Source organism: Arthrobacter sp. 10N43 (assembly GCF_056394525.1).
The window spans coordinates 53,348-76,244 of record NZ_JBFTIA010000003.1; the positions used below are offsets into that span (position 1 = coordinate 53,348).

The 22,897-nt window shown below is 68.4% G+C and carries 13 protein-coding genes and 2 tRNA genes; 12 read left to right on the top strand and 3 right to left on the bottom strand.

All coding sequences use genetic code 11. From position 1 onward, the window contains the following. The first annotated feature begins 2 nt into the window (after nucleotides 1–2). The 5 genes from AC1DDO_RS05120 to AC1DDO_RS05140 all read left to right on the top strand — a co-directional run bounded on the left by AC1DDO_RS05120 (nucleotide 3) and on the right by AC1DDO_RS05140 (nucleotide 8,495). Nucleotides 3–90, top strand: a tRNA-Ser gene (locus AC1DDO_RS05120). A gap of 215 nt (nucleotides 91–305) precedes the next feature. Next, nucleotides 306–1,634 carry a hypothetical protein gene (locus AC1DDO_RS05125; RefSeq protein ID WP_476867368.1) on the top strand — a complete coding sequence of 443 codons (1,329 nt, stop codon included), beginning with the start codon at nucleotides 306–308 and terminating at the stop codon, nucleotides 1,632–1,634. A 69-nt stretch (nucleotides 1,635–1,703) separates the two neighbouring features. Beyond that, nucleotides 1,704–2,531, top strand: coding sequence for a glycosyl hydrolase (locus AC1DDO_RS05130; RefSeq protein ID WP_476971570.1), 828 nt, complete (start codon nucleotides 1,704–1,706; stop codon nucleotides 2,529–2,531). 219 nt (nucleotides 2,532–2,750) lie between these two features. Further along, complete coding sequence (locus AC1DDO_RS05135; RefSeq protein WP_476867366.1) at nucleotides 2,751–3,554, top strand: VOC family protein; 804 nt, start codon at nucleotides 2,751–2,753, stop codon at nucleotides 3,552–3,554. Between the two features lie 372 nt (nucleotides 3,555–3,926). Further along, nucleotides 3,927–8,495, top strand: a complete 4,569-nt coding sequence (locus AC1DDO_RS05140; protein WP_476971571.1) for an ExeM/NucH family extracellular endonuclease — start codon at nucleotides 3,927–3,929, stop codon at nucleotides 8,493–8,495. A gap of 147 nt (nucleotides 8,496–8,642) precedes the next feature. On the opposite strand, the gene AC1DDO_RS05145 is transcribed toward AC1DDO_RS05140, so the two are convergent. Continuing rightward, on the bottom strand, nucleotides 8,643–10,844 hold the full coding sequence (locus AC1DDO_RS05145; protein ID WP_476971572.1) for an FAD/NAD(P)-binding protein: 2,202 nt from the start codon (nucleotides 10,842–10,844) through the stop codon (nucleotides 8,643–8,645). A gap of 84 nt (nucleotides 10,845–10,928) precedes the next feature. On the opposite strand from AC1DDO_RS05145, the gene AC1DDO_RS05150 reads away from it, so the two are divergent. From AC1DDO_RS05150 to AC1DDO_RS05165, 4 genes are all read left to right on the top strand, one after another. Then, nucleotides 10,929–13,217, top strand: coding sequence for a prolyl oligopeptidase family serine peptidase (locus tag AC1DDO_RS05150; RefSeq protein ID WP_476971573.1), 2,289 nt, complete (start codon nucleotides 10,929–10,931; stop codon nucleotides 13,215–13,217). A 156-nt stretch (nucleotides 13,218–13,373) separates the two neighbouring features. Then, nucleotides 13,374–13,461, top strand: a tRNA-Ser gene (locus AC1DDO_RS05155). A gap of 244 nt (nucleotides 13,462–13,705) precedes the next feature. Then, the gene (locus AC1DDO_RS05160; RefSeq protein WP_476971574.1) at nucleotides 13,706–15,373 is read left to right on the top strand and encodes a phytoene desaturase family protein; all 1,668 of its coding nucleotides are present in this window, start codon (nucleotides 13,706–13,708) and stop codon (nucleotides 15,371–15,373) included. 22 nt (nucleotides 15,374–15,395) lie between these two features. Then, nucleotides 15,396–16,883: an MFS transporter gene (locus AC1DDO_RS05165; RefSeq protein WP_476971575.1), complete on the top strand. Its 1,488-nt coding sequence runs from the start codon at nucleotides 15,396–15,398 to the stop codon at nucleotides 16,881–16,883. Here the strand turns inward: AC1DDO_RS05165 and AC1DDO_RS05170 are convergent. Then, nucleotides 16,828–19,029, bottom strand: coding sequence for a RecQ family ATP-dependent DNA helicase (locus tag AC1DDO_RS05170; RefSeq protein WP_476867360.1), 2,202 nt, complete (start codon nucleotides 19,027–19,029; stop codon nucleotides 16,828–16,830). The genes AC1DDO_RS05165 and AC1DDO_RS05170 overlap by 56 nt on opposite strands. A 140-nt stretch (nucleotides 19,030–19,169) precedes the next feature. Between AC1DDO_RS05170 and AC1DDO_RS05175 the strand changes: the two genes are divergently transcribed. Genes AC1DDO_RS05175 through AC1DDO_RS05185 form a run of 3 tightly spaced genes read left to right on the top strand, consistent with a single transcriptional unit; the run spans nucleotide 19,170 to nucleotide 21,551 of the window. Beyond that, nucleotides 19,170–20,588, top strand: a complete 1,419-nt coding sequence (locus AC1DDO_RS05175) for a phosphomannomutase/phosphoglucomutase (RefSeq protein WP_476867359.1) — start codon at nucleotides 19,170–19,172, stop codon at nucleotides 20,586–20,588. Nucleotides 20,589–20,590: 2 nt separating this feature from the next. Then, entirely contained in the window at nucleotides 20,591–21,082 is a 492-nt protein-coding gene (locus AC1DDO_RS05180) for a hypothetical protein (RefSeq protein ID WP_476867358.1), read from the top strand. A 19-nt stretch (nucleotides 21,083–21,101) separates the two neighbouring features. Next, a complete protein-coding gene (locus AC1DDO_RS05185; protein ID WP_476867357.1) occupies nucleotides 21,102–21,551 on the top strand; it encodes an RrF2 family transcriptional regulator in 450 nt (149 codons plus the stop codon). 226 nt (nucleotides 21,552–21,777) lie between these two features. On the opposite strand, the gene AC1DDO_RS05190 is transcribed toward AC1DDO_RS05185, so the two are convergent. Continuing rightward, a complete protein-coding gene (locus tag AC1DDO_RS05190; protein WP_476867356.1) occupies nucleotides 21,778–22,893 on the bottom strand; it encodes an ABC transporter substrate-binding protein in 1,116 nt (371 codons plus the stop codon). Between the last annotated feature and the right edge of the window lie 4 nt (nucleotides 22,894–22,897).

The following is a 22,897-nucleotide window of genomic DNA, read 5'->3' on the forward strand; positions in this document are numbered from 1 at the left end:
AGGGAAGGTTGTCCGAGCGGCCGATGGAGCTGGTCTTGAAAACCAGTGTGCGGTGACCCCGTACCAAGAGTTCGAATCTCTTACCTTCCGCGAGAGCGCCGAGTTTGCTTATGCAGAGTCTCCGGTTCAGAGGCCGGCTGAGGCAATCGAAAGATTGCGCCAGCCGGCCTCACTCGTCTCCGCAGCCTGCCCCTACGCCGAATTGTGACCGGCAGTCGCCTGTTTTCCGCAAGATCAGCGCATTCTTAACGCTCCCGTAGCATCCTGGCTCAAAAATGGCAAAGTGGTCCTGTACGATCAGCCTCGTGAAGAAGACCACCACCAGCATCACCAGCATCTTTGGCCTCAGCCTTGCACTCGCTTTTGGTGCCGCGGCGGTGGCTCCGGCGGCCAGTGCCGCCACGCAAACGATCACAACCAGTCCGGCACGCACGGCGGCCGCGCTCGCTGGCGCCCCGATGACTAAAGCCGCCTACAACGCAGCCTTCGCCATCCTGGCCGCTGACTACCAGGCCGCCGCGCAGCGCTTCGTGGATGACCAAGCCAGCGAATACGCCTTCCAACAGAACCTCCGGCCCAACCTGGACAAGGCCCTCGCCGCCCAGCGAGCCGACCTCGACGCCAAGGACGCGGCCTACGATGAGGCAATCGCCGCCCTCACCAAAGCGAACAGCACGAAGCGGCCCGCGCTCGACAAAGCCCTCGAAGCGGAAAAGGCCGCCTACGCCCAGAAGGCCGCAGCGAACACGAAAGCCCTGAACGACCTCGGCGCCGCCCAGGACAAGAAGCGCCCAGCCCTCGACGCCGCCATTGCTGCCGAACGAGCTGCCTTCGACATCAAGACCAAGGCCTACTCCAAGGCCATCGCGGCACTGACCGAAGCGAATAACCGCAAGAGGCCAGCCCTCGACCAGGCCATCGCCAACGAAAACGCCAACTACGCCAGCAAGAGGGCTGCCTACGACGCGGCTGTGTCGAAGGCCAAGGCGGCGCGCAGCGCCAAGCAAGTTGCCTACGCCAGGGATTACGCCGCGGCGACAACCATGGCCGCCAAGGATGCCCTGAGGGCGACGTACACGAAGGCTGTCGCCGCCTACGAAGCTGAACTCGCCGCCCTCAGGACGGCGTACGCCAAAGAAGCCCCCGCCAGAGACGCCCGCATCCAAGCCCTCCGGGACGGGTACACCAAATCTAAGGCAGACTACGAAGCGGCTAAGGCCCAACTGAAGGCAAAATACGACAGCGAGTTCCGGGCCAAGACCGACCGCATCGAAGCCCTCGGAGTCGGGTACACCCAGTCCAAGGTCGACTACGAGGCTGCCCGGGCCAGGATCAAAGCCGCCTACGCCAAGGAAGCCCCCGCCCGGGACGCGCGGATCGCAGCCCTCCGCGACGGGTACACCAAATCCCAGGCTGACTACACCATCAAGCGCGCCGAGCTTGCGGCCGCTCACGCCAAAGACGTCGCCGACTTCAAGGCCAGCACGGGAGCGCTCCGCACCAAATACGCCCAGACAAAAGCAGGCAACGAAACCCGACTCGCGGCCACCCGCACCAGGTTTGCCGCAGCAGGGGCTCGGTACACCACCGCCCTGGCCGAACTGCGCACAGGCTACCCGTCCTACAAAAACTAGCCCCCGAACCGGAACGGGCCCGCCACGCGGCGTGGCCCAGGCAAGGGCCAAGACCTGATGAAGGAACACATGGAACGCCGACAATTTCTCACCCTCCCGCTGGCCGCCCTGGCGGTCCCCGGCGCTATCGCTGCCGGTGCCGGGTCGGCTCAGGCTGCCACGCCTGCCCTGGCGCTGAAAGGCGCATCAAACGGCGGCAGTGACGCCGTGTCCTTCCGGCAGATCAAAGGCCTCAACGCCGACTGGTACTACACCTGGCAGTCCAGCCGGACGTACACCGGCCTGCCCTTCGTCCCCATGATCAAAGACGCCCGGCGGCTCCTCGAACAAGACGCGCTCGGGTACGTGAACCGGGAGCTGGGCCAAACGAAAACCAAGAACCTCCTCGGTTTCAACGAACCCGACCACCCGCTGCAGGCCAACATGTCCGTCGATGAGGCTGTCCGGCTCTGGCCGCTGCTGCAGACCACCGGGCTACGACTGGGATCTCCGGCAACGGTCGGCCCAACGAGCCCCTGGCTGGATAGGTTCATGTTGCGGGTGAAACGGGAGAACCTGCGCGTCGATTTCATGACGATGCACTGCTATGCCTGGCCGAACTCGGACAGCTTCCTGCGGAAAGTCGCCGCGCTGCACGAGAAGTATGAGCGGCCGGTCTGGGTCACCGAATACGCGGTCTCGGACTGGAGGGCAACCAAGACGCGTCGCAGCGAATACACCCGCCCTCAGGTCGAAAAGTTCATGCGCGAAACCGTGGTGGGCATGCGCAAAATGCCATTCGTGGAACGGTTTGCCTGGAAGGTCCGCCCCATCGACGACCCCCAGATGGGCACCTCGGCAATGTTCAACCGGGACGGCTCGATGACATCAACGGGCAAGCTCTACGCATCGCTCTGACCGCGCCCGGCGCGGGGGCCCTCAACAGCCGGCTCCAAACGGTCCACGAAATCGGCCACAGACGGGTGGCCCCATTGAAAGTGTCGGTGCCCCGTCATAGTCTCTCTGTGTCTCCACCCCGTCTCCAACACCCCTTCTCCAATCACACGTCTCCATCAAACACAGAGTCCGGCGGCCGCGCCCTACATGGCGGGGCCGCCACAGAGAGCAGGAGCTCCCATGCCTACACCCGACCACTCCAACGGCGCACCGTGCTGGATCGACCTCATGACTTCCGATGCCGAGAAGGCCAAGTCGTTCTACGGTGCACTGTTTGGCTGGACGTACCAGACCGGCGATGAAGAGAAATACGGCGGCTACATCACGGCTTGGAAGGACGGCAAGTCCGTGGCCGGCCTGATGCAGAAGCAGGAGGATCAGGGCGCGTGGCCGGACATGTGGTCCACGTACCTGCGCTCAGAGGACGCCGCGGCCACCGTCAAGGCCGCGACGGAGCACGGCGGCCAGGTCTACATGCAACCCATGGATGTCCCGGAACAGGGCAGCATGGCCATGATCGCCGATGCCACTGGCGCGTCCGTCGGCGTGTGGCAGCCGGCCGAAATGAAGGGCTATGAGCTGGCGGCCGAGCCCGGCGCCCCGGCCTGGCACGAGCTCCACACCAAGGATTACGCCACCGCCGTCAAGTTCTATCAGGACGTTTTCGGCTGGGATACCGACGTCATGAGCGACACCCCGGAATTCCGCTACACCACGCTGGGTGCCGGGCCGGCCGCCAAGGCCGGGATCATGGACGCTTCGGCCTACCTCCCGGCCGAGGTCCCGTCCAACTGGCAGGTCTACTTCGCCGTTGAGGATGCCGACACCACGATCGAGAAGGCAGTGTCCCTCGGTGCAAAGGTGATCGACGGCCCTGACGACACTCCGTTCGGCAGGCTCGCCACGCTGGCCGACCCCACGGGCGCGATGTTCAAGATTGTGGCCGACACCGGCCAGGGAGCTCAGCCCGCCGCCGACGCATAACCGGCCAGGGCCGCAAGCCCTGCCCCGCTAATTCCAAAAATTGTTGTAGAAAATACCGGCCAGACCCTTCCACAAGGGCTACTGGCCGGTATTCTGCTGTGGAGCGTCCGGTGGAGGCACCCGGACACCGCTCACCCGCATCACCAGTCACCGTTGCCCGGGGCTCTCGAGCCGCTCCGGGATGGCTGCGGCACGTCTCGCTGGGGGACGTCCCGCCGAATGCACGTTTAATCCACACGTTGTTCATTCACCCCTGTTTGGATGGGCCCGGCGCGACTTGACCAGGAGTTCAGGCCGGCCACTGTCCGCTGAACCCGCGGACGCACTGCACCCTGCCCTTTACCCGGGGCACCCTAATGAGAGTTAGAGCGGATGAAACCAACACCCTGGATAACAGCACTGGGCACAGCCCTGTCGGCGGCGCTCATAGCGGCTCCGCTGGCGGCCGTGCCGGCCAATGCCACGGACGCCTCGCCGGCCGCAACCGGAACCTCGCCGGTGGTCATCAACGAGGCCTACATCAGCGGCGGAAGCTCCGGCGCGGCCTTTAAAAACAAGTTCGTCGAGCTCTACAACGGCTCTGACGCACCCGTCTCACTCGAGGGCTGGTCGCTTCAGTACCGCTCGGCCTCGGGTGCGGGGGCGCCGAGCTCCGTTGCAGCCCTGTCCGGCAGCATCCCCGCCAAGGGCTACTACCTGCTCAAGGGCGGCAGCAACGGCACGGCCGGCGCCGACCTTCCCGCCGCGGACGCCACCGCCACCGGCTTCAACCCGGCCGGTGCCGGCGGCACAATCGTGCTGGCCAAACAGGCCACCGCCCTCAACCCGCTGCCGACAGGCTCGGTCATCGAACAGGCCAACGTCGCGGACCTGCTCGGCTACGGCACGTCCAACACGTTCGAGGCCCAGGCCGCCGCCGCGCCGTCGGGCAACACCGACGTCAGGAGCCTGAACCGCACCAAGGGTGCGGACACCAACAACAACTCCGCCGACCTCACACTCAACGCGGCCATCACGCCGAAGACCGCCAACGGTGCCGCGGATCCCGGCCCCGTCGACCCGCCGGTCGACCCGCCGGTGGACCCCGGCACGCCTCCGGCCAGCAAGACCATCGCCGAAATCCAGGGCACCGGCGCCGCAAGCCCTCTGGCCGGATCATCGGTCACCACGCGCGGCAGGGTCACGGCGACGTTCCCCACCGGCGGCTTCGCCGGCTACTACATCCAGACTCCCGGCACGGGCGGCGACCTCACCCCGGCCAACCACGCGGCGTCGGACGCTGTGTTCGTCTACTCGCCGTCCACGGTCGGCTCCGTCAGGATCGGCGACTACGTCGAACTCACCGGCGCCGTCAGCGAATTCTTCGGCATGACCCAGCTGAACGTCGCTGCGGCCGCCGATCTGAAGAAGCTCACCGAGGCCGCGCCCGAGGTCAAGGCCACCGGCTTCGCCCTCCCCGCCGACGAGGCCTTCCGTGAGTCCCTCGAAGGCATGCTGCTCACCCCGCAGGGCCCGGTCACCGTGGCGGACAACTTCTCGCTGAACCAGTACGGCGAGATCGGCCTGGCCGGCGGCACCACCGCGCTGGAGCAGCCCACCGCCGTCGCACCGTTCGGTTCCGCCGAATACACCGCCACGGCAGCGGCGAACGCCGCCCGCGGCATCAAGCTCGACGACGGCGCCACCACGAACTTCCTCAAGGACTCCGCCACCAAAGCCCAGGTGCTCCCGTACCTGACCACGGCGGACCCCGTACGGGTCGGCTCCCCGGTGACGTTCAAAACGAACGTGGTGCTCAGCTACGCGAACAACGCCTGGAAGTTCCAGCCCCTGACCCAGCTGACCGCCGCCAACGCGGACACGGTGCAGCCGGCAAGCTTCGGCGCCACCCGCGCGGACGCCCCCATCGCCGTGGGCGGGAACCTCAAACTCGCCTCCTTCAACGTGCTCAACTACTTCCCAACCACCGGCGACCAGATTCCGGGCTGCACGTTCTACCCGGACCGGGACGGCAACTCCATCACCGTCAAGGGCGGCTGCGACGTCCGCGGCGCCGCGAACGCGGAAAACCTCAAGCGGCAGCAGGACAAGATCGTCGCCGCCATCTCCAAGTCCAGGGCCGACGTCGTCACACTGATGGAGGTCGAGAACTCGGCCCAGTTCGGCAAGACCCGGGACGACGCCCTCGCCAAGCTGGTGGATGCGCTGAACATCGCCACCCCCGGGATCTGGGACTACGTCCGCACGCCCGCCAACGCGCCCCCGCTGGCCGACGAGGACATGATCCGCACCGCGTTCATCTACAAAAAGGCCGCCGCCGAACCAGTCGGCGAATCCATCATCCACAACGACACGGTCGCCTTCGCCAGCGCCCGCAAGCCGATGGCCCAGGTCTTCAAGCCCGTGGGCGCCTCCGATGACAAGAAGTTCATCGCGATCGCCAACCACTTCAAGTCCAAGGGCTCCGCCGCCACGCCGGATGACACCGACAAGGGCCAGGGCGCCTCGAACCTGGCCCGCACCGCCCAGGCCAAGTCACTGCTGGCGTTCTCGGACGAACTGCAGAAGTCCAAGGGCACGGACAAGGTCTTCCTGATCGGCGACTTCAACTCCTACGCCAAGGAGGACCCGCTCAACGTCCTCACGGGCGCCGGGTACGTCAACCAGGATGAGAAGGCCAAAAACGCCGACGGATCCGCCAAGCATTCCTACCTCTTCGGCGGCCTTGTGGGCTCGCTGGACCACATCCTCGCCTCGCCGGCGGCCAACGCCGCTGTCACCGGCGCGGACATTTGGAACATCAACTCCGTGGAATCCGTGGCGCTGGAGTACAGCCGCTACAACAACAATGTCACCGACTACTACGCTGCGGACCAGTTCCGGGCGAGCGACCATGATCCGGTGGTGGTGGGCTTGAACTTGCCCGTTACTCCGGCCAGCGTGGAACTGAATTTCCTGGGCATCAACGACTTCCACGGCCGCATCGATTCCAACACCGTGTTCTTCGCGGGGACCATCGAGAAGCTGCGTGCGGCCGCGGCTCCGGGCGCCACGGCGTTTATTTCGGCCGGCGACAACATCGGCGCCTCACTGTTCGCCTCGGCCATGGCCAAGGATCAGCCGACCATCGACGTGCTGAACGCCTTGGAGCTGCGCACGTCCGCGGTGGGCAACCACGAGTTCGACGGCGGCTGGGCTGACCTGCGCGACCGCGTCACCGCGGGCGGGACTAACGCCAAATTCCCGTACCTGGGCGCCAACGTCTACACGAAGGGCACCACCACACCGGTCCTGCCCGAGTACACGGTCCTGGACATGAACGGTGTGAAGGTGGCCGTGATCGGCACCGTCACGCAGGAAGTGCCCTCCCTGGTCACGCCCTCGGGCATCGCGGACCTTGAGTTCGGTGACCCTGTCGACGCCATCAACCGGGTCGCGGCGAAGATCAAGGCGGACAAGCTCGCCGACGTCATCATTGTGGAGAACCACGACGGCGCCGGATCCGGGGCGCCCGACGGCGCCACGTTGGAGCAGGAGATCGCTGCCGGCGGCCCCTTCGCCAAGATGGTCCAGAAGGTCACCCCTGATGTTGCCGCGATCTTCAACGGCCACACGCACAAGCAGTACTCCTGGGACGCCCCGGTCCTGGATCCGGCCGGCCAGCCCACCGGGAAGACCCGCCCGATCGTCCAGACCGGAAACTACGGCGAGTTCATCGGCCAGATCCAGCTGACCATCGACACCAAGACGATGTCGGTGACCGGGTACAAGGCCGGCAACGTCCAGCGCACCACGAGTGCCGCGCAGCCCGCGGCCGATCTTGTGGCGCAGTACCCCCGGGTCGCGGCCGTCAAGACCATCGTGGACAAGGCCCTGGCCGACGCCGCCGTGGTCGGCAACCAGCCGGTCGGCAAGGTCACGGCGGACATCACGACGGCGTTCGCCGGTTCCCCGTCGGTGCGCGACGACCGGGCCAGCGAGTCCACCCTCGGTAACCTGGTGGCGGACTCCCTAGTGGATGCGCTGAAGGCGCCGGAACTCGGCGCCGCCGAAATCGGCGTCGTCAATCCGGGCGGTCTGCGCAACGAGCTGTACTACGCACCGGACGGCACCATCACTTACGCCGAGGCCAACGCGGTGTTGCCGTTCGTGAACAATCTGTGGACCACGTCCCTCACGGGTGCGCAGTTCAAGACCCTGCTGGAGCAGCAGTGGCAGACCAACCCCGACGGCACGGTTCCCAGCCGTGCGTACCAGCAGCTGGGCCTGTCCAAGAACGTGAACTACACCTACGACGCCGCCCGCGCCGCCGGTGACCGGATCACCTCGATCCGGGTCAACGGTGCACTGATCGACCCGGCAAAGTCCTACCGGATCGGGACGTTCAACTTCCTGGCCACCGGTGGTGACAACTTCCGCATCTTCAAGGAAGGCGCCGGCACCAAGGACTCCGGGCTCGTGGACCGCGACGCGTGGATCAAGTACCTGCAGACCCACAACCCCGTCTCGCCCGACTTCGCCCGCCGCTCGGTAGCCGTTGTGAACACGACGGCGGCACAGGTCAAGGGCGGGGAATCCATGAACCTGGCCGTCTCGAAGCTGGACCTGACCTCGCTGGGCAGCCCGGCGAACGCCACCCTGCGCGCCGAGTTCACCGATGCCGCGGGTAAGGTCACGTCCCTCGGCACGGTTCCGGTGTCCGCCGGGGCCGCCACGGTGAGCGCGCTGGTTCCCGCCGGAGCCGCCGCGGGCACTGGCACGCTGGTGCTCACCGCCGTCGAATCCGGCACGGTGGTGAAGGCGGAGGTGAAGGTCGCGGCCAGCACGCCCGTCCCGCCGAAGTGCACCGCACCGGTCCCGCCGAAGAAGTGGTACGACGTCTTCGGTTGGATCAGGTACTCGATCGCGTGGATCCAGTACCAGAAGTGCCTCAACGGCTGATGCCGTAGCCCGGACGTTCTAGTCCCCACCACTGGACATGCCCTCCCCTGGCCCGCAGCACTGGACATAAGCACCACCAGTCCACCGCCCGGCCCCACGGGAGGGCATGTCCATTCTTCCGGGACGCGCGGGCGGAGCGGGGGCGGGTTAGCTGGCCAGGATGTCGCGGGCGATCTCGTCAGCGTCGCGCAGGGTCCGCTGGCCGCTGCGGTAGACGGGGCCCGACTTCGGCAGGGCCTCGGCGGCGATTGCTGTGCCCCATTGCGTGGCGGAGAGCTGGAGCCCGAGCACATACAGACCCCGGGTCACGGACCCGTTGGCCCCCAGGGGACGATACGGATGGGCGATGACGTCCAGCCCGGAGGTCTGCACCGGGGTTCCCTCCACGGTCATCATGAGGCGCGGCCGCACCAGCCCTTCGGCGAGAAGCTGTTCCAGCAGGGGCGCGGAGTTGACGGCCACCCGGTTGGCCGGTGCCAGCGCCTCGATCATCGCTGCCGCGGACACGGCACCCGGCACGGCATTCTCCGTCCGTGCCCTCGCCGGTCCGGCGCCCCGCGCACCGGCGCTAAGGATGCCGGCGCTCAGTATGCCGGCGGCGCCCGCGGCAACCGCACTTACCGCAGGACTCCCGGAACCCACACCCGCAGCGCCCACGCCAACGGAGTCACGTCCCGCACCATACGTGCCGGCATCCTCCGACTCTTCGCCGGCGTTTTCCTCGGCTCCGCCGCCCACCCAGGGCGATGCAGCGGTGAACTTCCGGGCCCGGCGATCTACGCCAAACTTGGGGTCCGGACCCACGAAACGCACGACCCCCGCCCGAGCCAGCGCCGCGAGCTGGGCAGCACGCAGCGCCGGCGGGCCGCTCGCCAGGCCCTCCACGAAGGATTCGAACCAGCCCCGGAGGCCCGCGACCCAGGATTCGTCCGTGATGCCGCTGTCGGCTACAGCGGTCTTGAGCACGGCCCGGCCGTGGTGCAGGGCGCCGATCGCCATCTTCACGGGGTCGTCCTCGCCGAGTGCAGAGCGCCGCGCGTCGTCGAGCAGGTAGTCCACGACGGCGGCGTCCAGTTCAGCACGGGAGCCAAACGAACGCCCGGCCAGGGGCGCCGCGAGGCCGGGCAGGTCCAGGCGGCTGGTGTCCCGGACATGGACGGCGATCACCGAATCCGCGGCGGTTTCCCACTTTCCGGTTGAATGCGCGTGCGGCCGAAGGGACTCTTCCAGGGCGCGCAGGAACTCGGACGGGCCGGTCAGGATGGCATCGGGCTGCGAGTAAGCGAGCGTGGAGTAGTAGGCCCAGATCGCGTCCCGGTGCAGGAGCGGCCAGAGGTCGTGGTCGAATGACGGCCGGATTCCGGAGTCGGCGAACTTCGCGATCGCCTGCTCGGTGCAGTACCGCAGCTGGACCGCGCCGGGATAGTAGCCGGTGAGGGTCGCCTTCGCCCGGTAGGGCGTTCCGCGGCGTGAGGCAGCGATGATCAGTGGTTCGCGGCCGGACGGCTCATACGTCAGTTCACCGCTGCTTTCGCTGGCAAGGAACCGGCCGCCGCGCCCCTCCGTCAGTTGTCCCATCACGTCGAAGAAGTTCAGGCCCATGCCGCGCACCAGGACAGGCTTTCCGGCCGGCACCACGGACCAGTCGACGTCGGCGGGCGCCGCCGGCGGCACGTACAGGAGCCCGAGTTCCTCCGCGGCGGTGCGCAGCTCCCGCTGTTCGGCGTTCAACCGCGCGTCGAGATGGCCCATGGCCAGCACCACGGAGTCGACGGTAAGCACCGTGCCGTCCTCGAGGACGACGTCGAACCGCACCGAACTTTCCCCCGGGACCCCCGGGGCGGCCGCCGGGTCAGCAGGCTCCGCGGCGGAGTGGCGGACGGAAGCCGCCGTCGCCAGATGGAAGTCCACGGTGACGCCCGCCGGCAGCACGGTGAGCAGCTCCTCGAGCGTGGACCGCAGGTAGCGGCCATACATGGCCCGGCTGGGGAAGTCTGTCTCGCCGAGCCGGGACACCTCGGTCCGTTCCTCGTCAGTGAGCGAGGGCTGCGGATTGTGCTGCTGGACTTCGCGCCACTGGTCGAACGTGCGCCCGGCCAGCGGCGGGGCGAGCTCCCGGTCCTCGGGGATGACCGTGGGATAGAAGGATTGCGTGTTCATCAGGTACAGCCGCGACTGTCCGGGCTGCCAGACATGCCCGGGGCCCGCCGGGTATGGGTCGATCACGTCGATGTGCAGGGTTCCCGCGGAGCCGGCGGAGACCCAGTTGGCGAGCAGCCGTTCCAGCACGCTCGTGCCCCGGGGACCGGCGCCTATCACTGCCGTCCGGATGCTTCGCGATATGCCCACGGCATCCAGAGTATCGGCAACCCGGCGGCCGGTTTGACGCCCGCGTGACTTGCCACTGCCGCACTGATGTTCTTGGATTGAAAAATGACCACCACAGAAGCTGATCACCCGTCCGCGTCCGGCCACGCCACCGGCGCCCTCCCGACTGGAGGGATTTCCCCCGAACCTGTTGACGAGAACATCTGGCTGGAAGACATCTACGGCCAGGAACAGCTGGCATGGGTCTGTGAACAGAATGCCCGTACCGAGGAGCTCCTCGAGGATGCTGAGTACGCCGACCTGGAAGGCCGAATCCTGGAGGTCCTCGACTCCACCGACCGGATCCCCATGGTGGGCAAGCACGGAGAGTGGTATTACAACTTTTGGAAGGACCGCGAGAACCCCAAGGGCCTGTGGCGGCGCACCAGCTGGGACAGCTACCGGGCCGGGACCCCCGCGTGGGATGTGCTGCTCGATGTCGACGCCCTCGCCGCCGCCGAGGGCCACGACTGGGTCTTCCACGGCGCCAACTTCCTCCGCCCTGCCCCGGGCGAACCCCACCGCCGGGCCCTGCTGGCCTTCTCCCCGGACGGCGGTGACGCCAACCGCCACCGGGAGTTCGACGTCGAGGCACGCAGCTTTGTGGGTCCGGCCGACGGCGGCTTCGACCTGCCCACCGGCAAGGGCAACGCCTCCTGGCTGGACGCGGACACCTTGCTGGTCGCCACCACCGCGCAGGGCCTGCCGCGGACCACTTCGTCGTACGCGCGGACCGGGGTGAAGCTGCGCCGCGGAGAGTCCCTGGCGCAGGCCGAGCAGCTGTTCGACATTCCCGAGGACCACATGATGGCGATCGTGGCGCACGACTCCACTCCGGGCTTCGAGCGCACCTTCGCCGTCGACTGGATCAGTTTCTTCGAGAAGAACACCTCCGTGCTGCGCGACGGCGAATGGGTGCAGCTCGACGTGCCCGCAGACGTGAACCTGAGCTCGCACCGCGATTGGCTGCTGTTCCGCCCGCAGCGCGACTGGACCGTCAACGGCACCACGCACCCGGCCGGTTCCCTGCTCGCGGCCGGGTTCGAGGACTTCCTGGCCGGCTCCCGGGACCTCGCCGTGCTCTTCACCCCGGATCCGCACACGTCCCTGCAGTCCTGGAGCTGGACGCGGGACTTCCTGCTGCTGAACCTGCTCCGGGACGTAGCCTCGGAAATCCACGTCCTGGATCCGCGGCGCCCGGGAACGGACACCGCGTGGGATGCCACGGTGCTGGACGCTTGCCCGCCCCTGCACGACGTCAATGCCTTCGCGGTGGATGACGAAGACGACGCCGAAGGCTCGGACGACGACGGCACCGGCGGCGCCGCCTCGGTGGCCGAGGGCGAGGCGCCGGGCGCGGGGAACGACTTCTGGCTCGTGGCCACCGGCTTCACGACGCCCACCACCCTGACCCGCGGGACACTCGCCCGCACCGGTGACTCCGGGGCTGGCGTAACCAGCACGCACGAGGTGATCCGGACCGCGCCGTCGTTCTTCAACGAGGCCGACTACGAAGTCCAGCAGCATTTCGCGGTGTCCAGCGACGGCACCAAGGTTCCGTACTTCCAGGTCGCCGCCAAGGACCTGGTGCTGGACGGCCAGAACCCGACGCAGCTGTCCGGCTACGGCGGCTTCGAGATTTCGCGAACCCCGGCGTACAGCGGCGCGATCGGCCGGGCGTGGCTGGAGCGTCGCACGGCGGAGTCCCGCGGAGCCGAGGGTGAGACCCCACACCGCCGCGGCGGCGTCTACGTGGTGGCGAACATTCGCGGCGGCGGCGAGTACGGGCCGGCCTGGCACCGGGCCGCGCTGCAGGGCAAGCGCCACCGCGCCTACGAGGACTTCGCCGCCGTGGCGAAGGACCTGATCTCCCGCGGTGTCACATCACGGGAGCGGCTCGGCTGCGTGGGCGGCTCCAACGGCGGACTGCTGGTGGGCAACATGCTCACGCAGTACCCGGAACTGTTCGGCGCCGTGTCCTGCGGGGTCCCGCTCCTGGACATGCGCCGGTACACCAAACTCTCCGCGGGCTATTCCTGGATTGGCGAATACGGCGACCCCGATGTCCCCGAGCAGTGGGAGTTCCTGAGGACGTTCTCGCCCTACCACCTGCTCAGGGACGGCGTGGACTACCCGGAGACCTTCATCTGGACGGCGACCTCGGATGACCGGGTGGGCCCGGTCCAGGCCCGGAAGATGGCAGCCCGCATGCAGGCCATGGGCATCCCCAACGTCTGGTTCCACGAGGCCCTGGAGGGCGGCCACGCCGGCGCCTCGGACAACCGGCAGGCGGCGGCCCTGCAGAGCCGCAGCCAGCACTTCCTGTGGCGTGCCCTGGCCGGCCGGGAGGACTGATCCCGAACTCCTGACGGCGCCCGGCAAAGCGGGGTCACTTCCGGTCCATGGAGGTCCTCCGGATGGGCCGCGGGTGACTCCGCATTGCCTGGGGCGGGCCGTTTTGCACTGCGTGGCACCTTCTGCGTATCCTTGGTTGGCTAGTTATTAGCAATTGGAGACGTGCCAGAGCGGCCGAATGGGCTTCACTGCTAATGAAGTGTGGGGCACAACTCCACCGGGGGTTCAAATCCCCCCGTCTCCGCGTTTGGCCCCGGTCCTCGGACCGGGGCCTTTTGCGTTCCCGGGCGCATAGGGTCCGGAGCCTGCCTCGTACGCGCCGAGCCTTCTCCCGGGCAGATCAGGGCGGATCGGCGTCGTTCATCCGCCCTGATCTGCACCCGAGAGGCTCGAGCAACGCCGCGACGGCACGGTCGGCAGCAAGCCCGCCCCGTCCGGTGGCCGGACGCCGCGCGCCCGGCGGCGGACCCGGGTGGCAGGATAGGCCCATGTCGAGCAACCCCACGTCGAGCAACAAGGAATTTGACGCCATCATCGTCGGCGGCGGCCACAACGGCCTGGCCGCGGCCGCGTACCTGGCCAAGGCAGGGCGCAACGTCCTGGTCCTGGAAAAGCTGGAGCACCCCGGCGGGGCCGCGGTGTCCGCACACGCGTTCGACGGCGTCGACGCGCGCCTCTCGCGCTACTCCTACCTCGTCAGCCTCCTGCCCCGGCAAATCGTCGAGGACCTGGACCTGCGCATCACGCTGGCGCGGCGGCGCTACTCCTCCTACACACCGGATCCCGCGGACGGCAGCCGGGCCCTGCTGGTGGACAACGGGGACGAGGCTGCCACCGCCGCCTCGTTCGCCGCCGTCGGCGCTCCCGACGGCGAGTTCCGCGCTTTCACCGCGTTCTACGCCGCCTGCCGGAAGCTCACCGAAGCCCTGTGGCCGACCATGACCTCGCCGCTGCTGCCGCGCTCCGAAGCGCGGTCCCTGGCCGCCCGGGCCGGGGCTGCCGAGGCGTGGGAGGCCATGATCGAACACCCCATCGGGCAGGCCATCAGCAGGGAACTGGGCAGCGACCTGGTCCGCGGCGTGGTCCTGACGGATGCGCTGATCGGCACCTTCGCCCGGGCTGACGACAAGGACCTGCAGCAGAACATCTGCTTCCTGTACCACCTGATCGGCGGCGGGACAGGCGACTGGGACGTGCCCGTTGGCGGCATGGGAGCGGTGTCCGGCGAGCTTGAGCGGGCCGCACTCGAGGCCGGCGCGACCATCCTGACCTCGGCGGACGTCACGGCCGTCATGCCCGGCGGCGTGGTGGGCTACCGCCATGAGGGACAGGACCACACGGCGACCGCCCCGTGGGTCCTGTCCAATGTGGCGCCGGCCGTCCTTGACAGGCTGCGCAGCCCGCAGCCCGGAGGACAGCCCGGCGGCGCCGGTTCCCCCGCGGCAGCCAACGACGCCGCGGGAAATCCGAACAATCGCCGCGAGGGCGCCCAGGTGAAGGTCAACCTCCTGCTCAAGCGGCTCCCGGCGCTGCTGGACGGATCCGTCAGCCCGGAGGCCGCCTTCGGCGGGACGTTCCACATCAACGAGACGTGGTCCCAACTCGACGCCGCCTACCGCACCGCCGCGGCCGGCTCCGTGCCCTCGCCGCTGCCGTGCGAAATCTACTGCCATTCGCTGACCGACCCCAGCATCCTGTCCCCGGAACTGCAGGCCGCCGGCGCGCAGACGCTGACCGTATTTGGCCTCCACGTCCCGGACCGGCTGGTCACGGCGGAGAACAACGAGGACCGGCGCGCCGAACTGCAGGCAGCCGTCCTGGCATCCCTGAACTCCGTCCTGGCCGAGCCCATCGAGGATCTGCTCCTGACCGGTCCGGACGGGCGGCCCTGCATCGAAACCAAAACCACCCTGGACATTGAACGCGCCGTCGGCATGCCCCGCGGCAACATCTTCCACGGCGGCCTCGACTGGCCGTTCGTGGAGGATGGCGAACCGCTGGACACCCCGGCGCGCCGCTGGGGCGTGGCGACGGATGACCCGCAGATCCTGCTCTGCGGCTCCGGCGCCCGGCGCGGCGGAGCCGTCAGTGCCATCGGCGGGCACAACGCCGCCATGGCAGTGCTGGAATCTGAACCGCCGCTCCGCCGTGCGTGAACCTGACGTTGAGGACGCCAGCGTGAAGGACTCTTCCGGCAGCACCGTCCCCGCCGCGGACAGCTGGAGCCCGCGGTTGGCCCTGCTGGTGGCCGCGACGTTCTTCATGGAATTCCTCGACGGCACCGTCCTGACCACGGCCATCCCCAGCATCGCCGCCGATTTCTCGGTGCCGGCCGCCGACGTCAACATCACCATGACGGCCTACCTGATGACCGTGGCGATGGGCATCCCGCTCAGCAGCTGGCTCGCGGAGCGGCTCGGCGCGCGGCGGGTCTTCTGCCTCGCCATTGCCATCTTCACGGCGGCATCACTGCTGTGCGCGCTCAGCCAGGATCTGACCATGCTGACCCTGAGCCGTGTCCTGCAGGGTGCTGGCGGCGCGATGATGGTGCCGGTGGGCACGCTGGTGGTGCTCCGCGGAACCCCGAAGAAGGACCTGCTGCGGGCCACCGCTTTCCTGGTGTGGCCCGGGCTGCTGGCACCGGTCCTGGCTCCGCTCGTGGGTGGTGCGCTCACCACCTACCTGTCCTGGCATTGGATCTTCCTGGTCAACCTCCCCCTTGGCCTGGCGGCGTTCCTGGCCGCGTTGCGCCTGGTCCCCACAGTGGGCGGCGACCGCACCAGGCGCCTCGACTGGCTGGGCCTGGCCCTGACCACGCTTGGGGTCGGTTCCGTGCTGGTCGGTCTGGAATTGACGGGCGGCCGGGACGCGGGACTGCTCGCGGCAGCCGGGATCGTGGTGGGCCTGTTGTTCCTGGCCGCGGCCGTGGGCTGGATGCGGCGGACCAGCACGCCGCTGTTCAATCTGTCTGTCCTCGGCGCGCGGACGTTCCGGGCGACGGCGACGGGAGGCTTTGTGTACCGGCTGACCATCAGCGCCGTGCCGTTCCTGCTGCCGCTGATGTTCCAGGCCGGTTTCGGCTGGGACCCGCTGCGCGCCGGAGCGATGGTGTCCGCCGTATTCGTGGGGAACATTGGGATCAAGCCCGCGACGACGCCCCTGATCCGGCGTTTCGGGTTCAAGCCGGTTCTGGTGTTCGCGTCGCTGGCGTCGGCGGCCACATTTGCGCTGTGCGCGCTGCTCGACGCCGGCACGCCGGAGCCGCTGATTGTCGCCGTGCTGGTGGCCAGCGGGGCGTTCCGCTCGATCGGGTTCTCAGCCTACGCTTCGGTCCAGTACGCCGACGTCGTCCCGGCCCAGTTGCCGTCCGCCAACGCCGTCTCGGCCACGCTCGTGCAGCTCGCCACCGCGGCAGGGATCGCCGTCGGGGCCCTCCTGCTGCGCGTCTTCGAGGCCGGCAGCCACGCCACAGGAACCACCGGTGTTGCCGCCGGTCTCGCCGCGGGTGACCCGGCGGCGCCGTACCGGGCCGCGTTCGTCGCGATTGCGGTCCTGATGCTCCTGAGCACCCTGGACAGCCTGACCCTCCCCCGCCACGCGGGCGCGGAGGTCAGCCGGCCTGGCCGAGCACCAGCGGCAGAACGGCGCCGGCGCCGGCGAGCCTGAGGGCCCGCCCGGAGACGGTCAGGGTCCAGCGGCTGTCCACCAGGTCATCCACCAGCATGACGCTCTGGCCACGGATTCCCGCGAGCGCGTCCTCGAGCTCGGGTCCCACCACAAGCCGGTCCCAGACTCCGGCGAGCCGGTAGGCGCTGTTCCCGCCGCGTCCGCCGGTGGGTCCGCCGTGGTTGAGCTGCAGCTGGCCCAGGTACGGGATGCGGCCGATCTCGGAGATCCCGCGGGCCAGGGAGTCCACCAGCAGCGGCTTCCCGCGCGAGGGCAGGCTGATGATCGCGGCCGGCCGGCCGGCCCCGCTCCATCCCGGCGTCCGGGCGTCTCCGGTCCCCCATTCCCGGAGCACCTGGACGCAGGCCTGCAGCATCCCGGGGTCCACGGCCCCGTCCGGTGCGCCGGCGGCGAAGGCCTCGCGGAGGGCGCCGCCCCAGCCGAGGTCCGTCAGGCGGGCCAGCACCCGGCCGTCCGCGAGGGCCTCGTCCGGCTTGATCTTTCCCTTCACGGGCACGCCCAGGCGGTCCATGCCGCTGGGCCACTGCAGCCGCGGTTCCAGGACCACGCCGGACCGGCGGAGGGTCTGCCCGGCAGTTTCCGTGGCGGCCTCGGCGATATCGGCCCGGAACCAGCGGCCCGCGCAGTTGTCGCAGCGGCCGCAGGCGTGGGCTGTTTCGTCGTCCAGCACCGAGGTGATGTATTCCATCCGGCAGCCCGCGGTGTCCTGATAGATGACCATCGAGTCCTGTTCGTCCACCCGGGCCTCGGCGATCCGGCTGTACCGCTCGGCGTCGTAGTTCCACGGTTGTCCCGTGGAGCGCCAGCCGCCGCCGACGCGTTCTACGGCGCCGTCCACGGCCAGGACCTTCAACAGCAGTTCCAGGGGCGTGCGGCGCAGATCCACCCGGGCCTCGAGCGCCACGGTGGACACCGCCGTTCCGGCCTCGGCAAGGGCCGTCAGGACGCCGGCGGCCTTTTCCTCAGACGGCATGGACGCGGTGGCAAAGTATTGCCAGATGTCGCGGTCCTCGGACCCGGGCAGGAGCAGGACGTCGGCGTTTGCCGCGCCACGCCCTGCACGGCCCACCTGCTGGTAGTACGCAACCGGCGAGGACGGCGCACCCAGGTGCACCACAAAGCCGAGGTCCGGCTTGTCGAAGCCCATGCCGAGGGCCGATGTGGCCACGAGCGCCTTGACTTGGTTGTCCTTCAGGAGCTGCTCGGCGCGTTCCCGGTCCGCGGGGTCGGTGCGGCCGGTGTAGGCGAGCACCTCGTGCCCCGCCTCTGCCAGGAGCCGGGCGGTGTCCTCGGCCGCGGAGACCGTGAGTGTGTAGATGATGCCGCTGCCTTGCAGGTCCTGCAGGTGGGTCAGCAGCCAGCCCAGCCGTTCGCGGGAATCGGGCAGCGTCAGGACACCGAGCCGGAGCGAGTCCCGGCCCAGTGCGCCGCGGATGGTCAGCACGTCCTTGCCGAGCTGCTCCTCGATGTCGTGGACCACCCGGGAGTTGGCCGTGGCGGTGGTGGCGAGCACCGGGACGGTGTCCGGCAGCTGCGTGATGAGGTCCGCGATGCGCCGGTAGTCGGGGCGGAAGTCGTGGCCCCAGTCCGAGATGCAGTGGGCCTCGTCAATCACCAGCAGCCCTGTCCGGCGCACGAGCTCGGGGAGCTGGTTTTCCCGGAAGGACGGGTTGGTGAGGCGTTCCGGGGAGACCAGCAGCACGTCCACTTCATCGGCGGCGAGCTGTTCGCGGACCGTGTCCCACTCCAGCTGGTTCGCAGAGTTGATGGCGACCGCCCGCACGCCCGCCCGGGCCGCGGCCGCCACCTGGTCGCGCATGAGCGCCAGGAGCGGGGACACGATCAGGGTGGGGCCGGCGCCGCGGCGCCGCAGCAGCAAGGAGGCGACGAAGTACACGGCCGACTTCCCCCAGCCGGTGCGCTGCACCACCAGGGCCCGCCTGCCGCCGTCGACCAGTGCCTCGATGGCCTCGAACTGGCCGTCATGGAACTCCGCCTCGGGGTGGCCCACGAGTTCCCGCAGCACGCCCTGGGCCTGTTCCCGGGTCCCGGATACGCCGGCGGAATCGGCGGCAAGGGCAGCGTCGGAGGCGGAAAGGAGTGCAGCGTTCTGGTTATTGGCCATTGCTTCAGTATCCCAGCCCCCTCCGACAGCCACGAAGCCCGGGCGCCGGCCAAGTGGATAACCCGACGGGCAACCTTCTCGGACCGGCGTCCTCACCGCTCCTCCACAGGGCCGTGGAGCCGCAACGTAAGATAAGACGCGTGACTACGGACCAGACAAAGACTTTTGACCTCTCGGCCTCGTTCAAGGCCTACGACGTGCGCGGAATCGTGGGGCAATCCATCACCGCCGAGATCGTCGAGGCCGTCGGCGCTGCCTTCGTCGACGTCCTGGAGCTCGAGGGGCAGACCGTGCTGGTGGGCGGGGACATGCGCCCCTCCTCCCCCGAGTTCGCCAAAGCCTTCGCCAACGGCGCTGCCACCCGCGGAGCCAACGTCCAGCTGCTGGACCTGATCTCCACCGACGAGCTGTACTACGCGTGCGGCGCGCTGAACGCCGCCGGCGCCACTTTCACCGCCAGCCACAACCCGGCCGAATACAACGGCATCAAGATGGCCAAGGCCGGCGCCGTGCCGATTTCCTCCGAAACCGGCCTCAAGGAAATCCAGGCCCGCGCCGAGGAATACCTCAACACCGGCACCATCCCCGCGGCCGGCAGCACCGGCCTGATCGGCGTGCACGACGTCCTCAAGGGCTACTCGGAGTACCTGCGCACCCTGGTGGACCTGCGCGGCTCACGGCCGCTGAAGGTCGTGGTGGATGCCGGCAACGGCATGGCCGGCCTCACCACCCCGGCCGTGCTTGGCGATGCCCTGCTCCCCAAGCTGCCGCTGGAGATCGTGCCGCTGTACTTCGAGCTCGACGGATCCTTCCCGAACCACCCGGCCAACCCGCTGGAGCCGGAAAACCTGCGCGATCTGCAGGCCGCCGTCGTCGAACACGGCGCGGACATCGGCCTGGCGTTCGACGGCGACGCCGACCGCTGCTTCGTGATCGACGAAAAGGGCGAGCCCGTCTCGCCGTCGGCCATCACCGGCATGGTGGCCCGCCGCGAAATCGCCCGCGCCCAGGGCCTCGGCGAGGCCACGCCCACCGTCATCCACAACCTGCTGACCTCCCGAGCGGTTCCGGAACTCGTGGAACGCCACGGCGGCCGGCCCGTCCGCACCCGCGTAGGGCACTCCTTCATCAAGGCCGTCATGGCCGCGGAAGGCGCCATTTTCGGCGGGGAGCATTCGGCCCACTTCTACTTCCGCGACTTCTGGAATGCGGACACCGGCATGCTGGCAGCCATGCACGTCCTTGCCGCGCTGGGCGAGCAGGACGGCCCGCTCTCCGAGCTCGGCCGCGAATACGAACCGTACCGGTCATCCGGGGAGATCAACTCGGAAATCGAGGACAAGGCCGCCGCCGTCGAACGGGTCCGCAAGGACTTCCACAACGACGACGTCGAGGTGGACTACCTGGACGGCAGCACTTTCATCGCCACCGACGGCAGCTACTGGTTTAACCTGCGTCCGTCCAACACCGAACCGTTCCTGCGCCTCAACGTCGAAGCCACGGACACCGCCACCATGGAGCGCGTCCGCGACCGCGTCCTGGCACTGGTCCGGGGCTAGGCGTGGCCGCACATCCCGAGGAATCCTCCCACGACAACACCGGTTCCTGGCGCGATTCCGTGCCGGAAGCCAGCGCCACGGACCTGGAGAACCTGCTCGGCACCGGGGTCGGCGCCGCGCAGGAGCAGCTGGAGCGCAACGGCGGCTTCCTGCCGTTCGCCCTGGTGGTGCAGAACGACGGCGAAGTCCGGCTGGTTGCCGTGACACCGGCGGACGCGAACGACGGATCCGACGCCGACTTTGACGCGGACGCCATGATCCGGGACCTCCACGAGCTGCTCCGGCAGCACAAGGATGAGTTCCGGGCCGCCGCCGTGGTCTGTGACATCACGCTCCTCGAGGAGGACTCGGACGCCATTCACGTGGCGGCCGAGCACCAGGACGGCTCCCTGTTCGCGGCCGTCCTGCCGTACGCCGCGAACGCCGCGACGCACGAACTCGAATTCGGCCAGCTGGCCGCCGACACCAACGAGCCCGCCGTCTGGGTGGACTAGACCGGCCTGAGGCAGGGATATGAAGATCAATGCGTTCGCCGATGTGAGCCTGCGGGCCCTGCTGGTGCTCGCGGCCGCGCCGGACGGCGCGCTCGTGACCACCCAAAGCATCGCCGACGCCGTGGGCACGCCGTACAACCATGTCAGCAAGGCGATGGCGAAACTGCGCATCCTGGGCATGATCGACGTCGAACGCGGCCGCAACGGCGGCTCCCGGCTCAGTAGCGCCGGCCGGACCGCCACGGTGGGCCAGCTGCTCAGGCAGCTCGATTCCCGCCAGGATCCCGCCGACTGCATCGCGTCCGGCCGGACCTGCCCGCTCATCACCGAATGCCGCCTCAGGGCCGCGCTTGCCAGGGCCCGCGAGGCCTTTTATCGCGAACTCGACGGGATCGAGATCGCCTCACTGCCGACGGCGCGCCAGATGGCGCCCGTCTTCGAAATGATCGGGCTGCGCCCGGGGCTCTAGCCCCGCCAGCGCCCGGGCACCTACTCCAAGGCCGGGCTTCCGTTCCCCTGGACGTGGCGCGATTGGCCGCAAAGGAGTTGAGGGGGCGTCCGGTGGAACCGTAGGGTCTGAGACCCGCCGGGGACGGGCGTTAAGCACGACGACGGGTTCCCACAATCGCGCTTATAGGTGGGGACCCGTCGTCGTTCATTACCGTTGTTCCGTAGTGGAAAAACGTCAGCAGGCGTTATCCGTCTGAGCCGGCCGGCGTCGTCGTCGGCGCGTAGCCCTCGAGCTTGAGCGCGGCCACCGCGTACTTGCTGGTGAACGTGCCGTCGAAGGTGACCTTGGACGTGTCCACGCCGTTCTGCTGCTCCATCGCGAAGATCGTCTTGGGGCCGCCGGCGGGCATGAGGCCGTCAGGCAGGAACTGGCCCTTGTCGGTGTCCAGCGCCTTGACGTACTGGTCCTTGGAGATGGTGCTGTTCTGGACGAAGGATGAGGGCAGCTTGTCCGCGATATCCGCCGCCGAGTGGGTGCTGATCCAGTGCATGGTGTCAACGAGGGCGTTCACAACCTTCTGGGCCGCATCCTCGTGCGACTTGACCCAGTCGGACTGGGCAAGGACGCTGGCCGCCGGCCAGGAGCCGCCGAGCGCGGCCTTGGTGCCGTCCGAGGTTGCGAGGTCGATCGCGGAGACCGCCAGGTTCTTGCTCTCGAGCGCGCCGACGGTGGGCTGAGTTGTCATGACGCAGTCCGCGGACCCGCGCTGGATCGCGGCGATGGCAGTGGTACCAGCGCCCACGGCGATGGTGTGATAGTCGTTCTTCGTGACTCCGGCCTTGGCGGCGATGAACTGGGTGAGCTCGTCCGTTCCGGAGCCGAGGTCGGTCACGCCGACGGTCTTGCCCCTGAGGTCCGCCGCGGAGTGGACGTTGGCTTTGGGGCTGCACATGATGCGCTCACCCGGGGCGCTGGAGAGCTGCACGAGGTCGATGACATTCTTGCCCTTGGACTGGAAGTCGACGGTGTGGATGTACCACGCCCCTGCCATGTCCACCTGTCCGGACGCCATGGCTTCCTCCGCCCCGACGCCGCCATGCTGCTCCGTGGAGAGCTCGACATTCACCCCGTACTTCTTGTAGTTGCCGAGGCTTTCCGCGAGCTGGTACGGGAGGTAGATCTGCTTGTCGATGCCGCCGACCATGAGCTTGACCGTCGGCATCGTCGAGGTGTCCGCAGACGCCGTGCCGCCGGAACCGGTCGAGGCGGTGGAACTGGCCGTGGTGCTGCCGCCGCAGGCGGCGAGGCTGAGCGCAACCATGCCCAGGGCAGCGGTGGCGTAGATCTTGTGCTTCATCATTGGG

Coding starts and splice junctions, on each gene's coding strand:
- AC1DDO_RS05130 (WP_476971570.1), top strand. CDS start 1,704: ATGGAACGCCGACAATTTCTCACCCTCCCGCTGGCCGCCCTGGCGGTC.
- AC1DDO_RS05135 (WP_476867366.1), top strand. CDS start 2,751: ATGCCTACACCCGACCACTCCAACGGCGCACCGTGCTGGATCGACCTC.
- AC1DDO_RS05140 (WP_476971571.1), top strand. CDS start 3,927: ATGAAACCAACACCCTGGATAACAGCACTGGGCACAGCCCTGTCGGCG.
- AC1DDO_RS05150 (WP_476971573.1), top strand. CDS start 10,929: ATGACCACCACAGAAGCTGATCACCCGTCCGCGTCCGGCCACGCCACC.
- AC1DDO_RS05160 (WP_476971574.1), top strand. CDS start 13,706: ATGTCGAGCAACCCCACGTCGAGCAACAAGGAATTTGACGCCATCATC.
- AC1DDO_RS05170 (WP_476867360.1), bottom strand. CDS start 19,029: ATGGCCAATAACCAGAACGCTGCACTCCTTTCCGCCTCCGACGCTGCC.
- AC1DDO_RS05185 (WP_476867357.1), top strand. CDS start 21,102: ATGAAGATCAATGCGTTCGCCGATGTGAGCCTGCGGGCCCTGCTGGTG.
- AC1DDO_RS05190 (WP_476867356.1), bottom strand. CDS start 22,893: ATGATGAAGCACAAGATCTACGCCACCGCTGCCCTGGGCATGGTTGCG.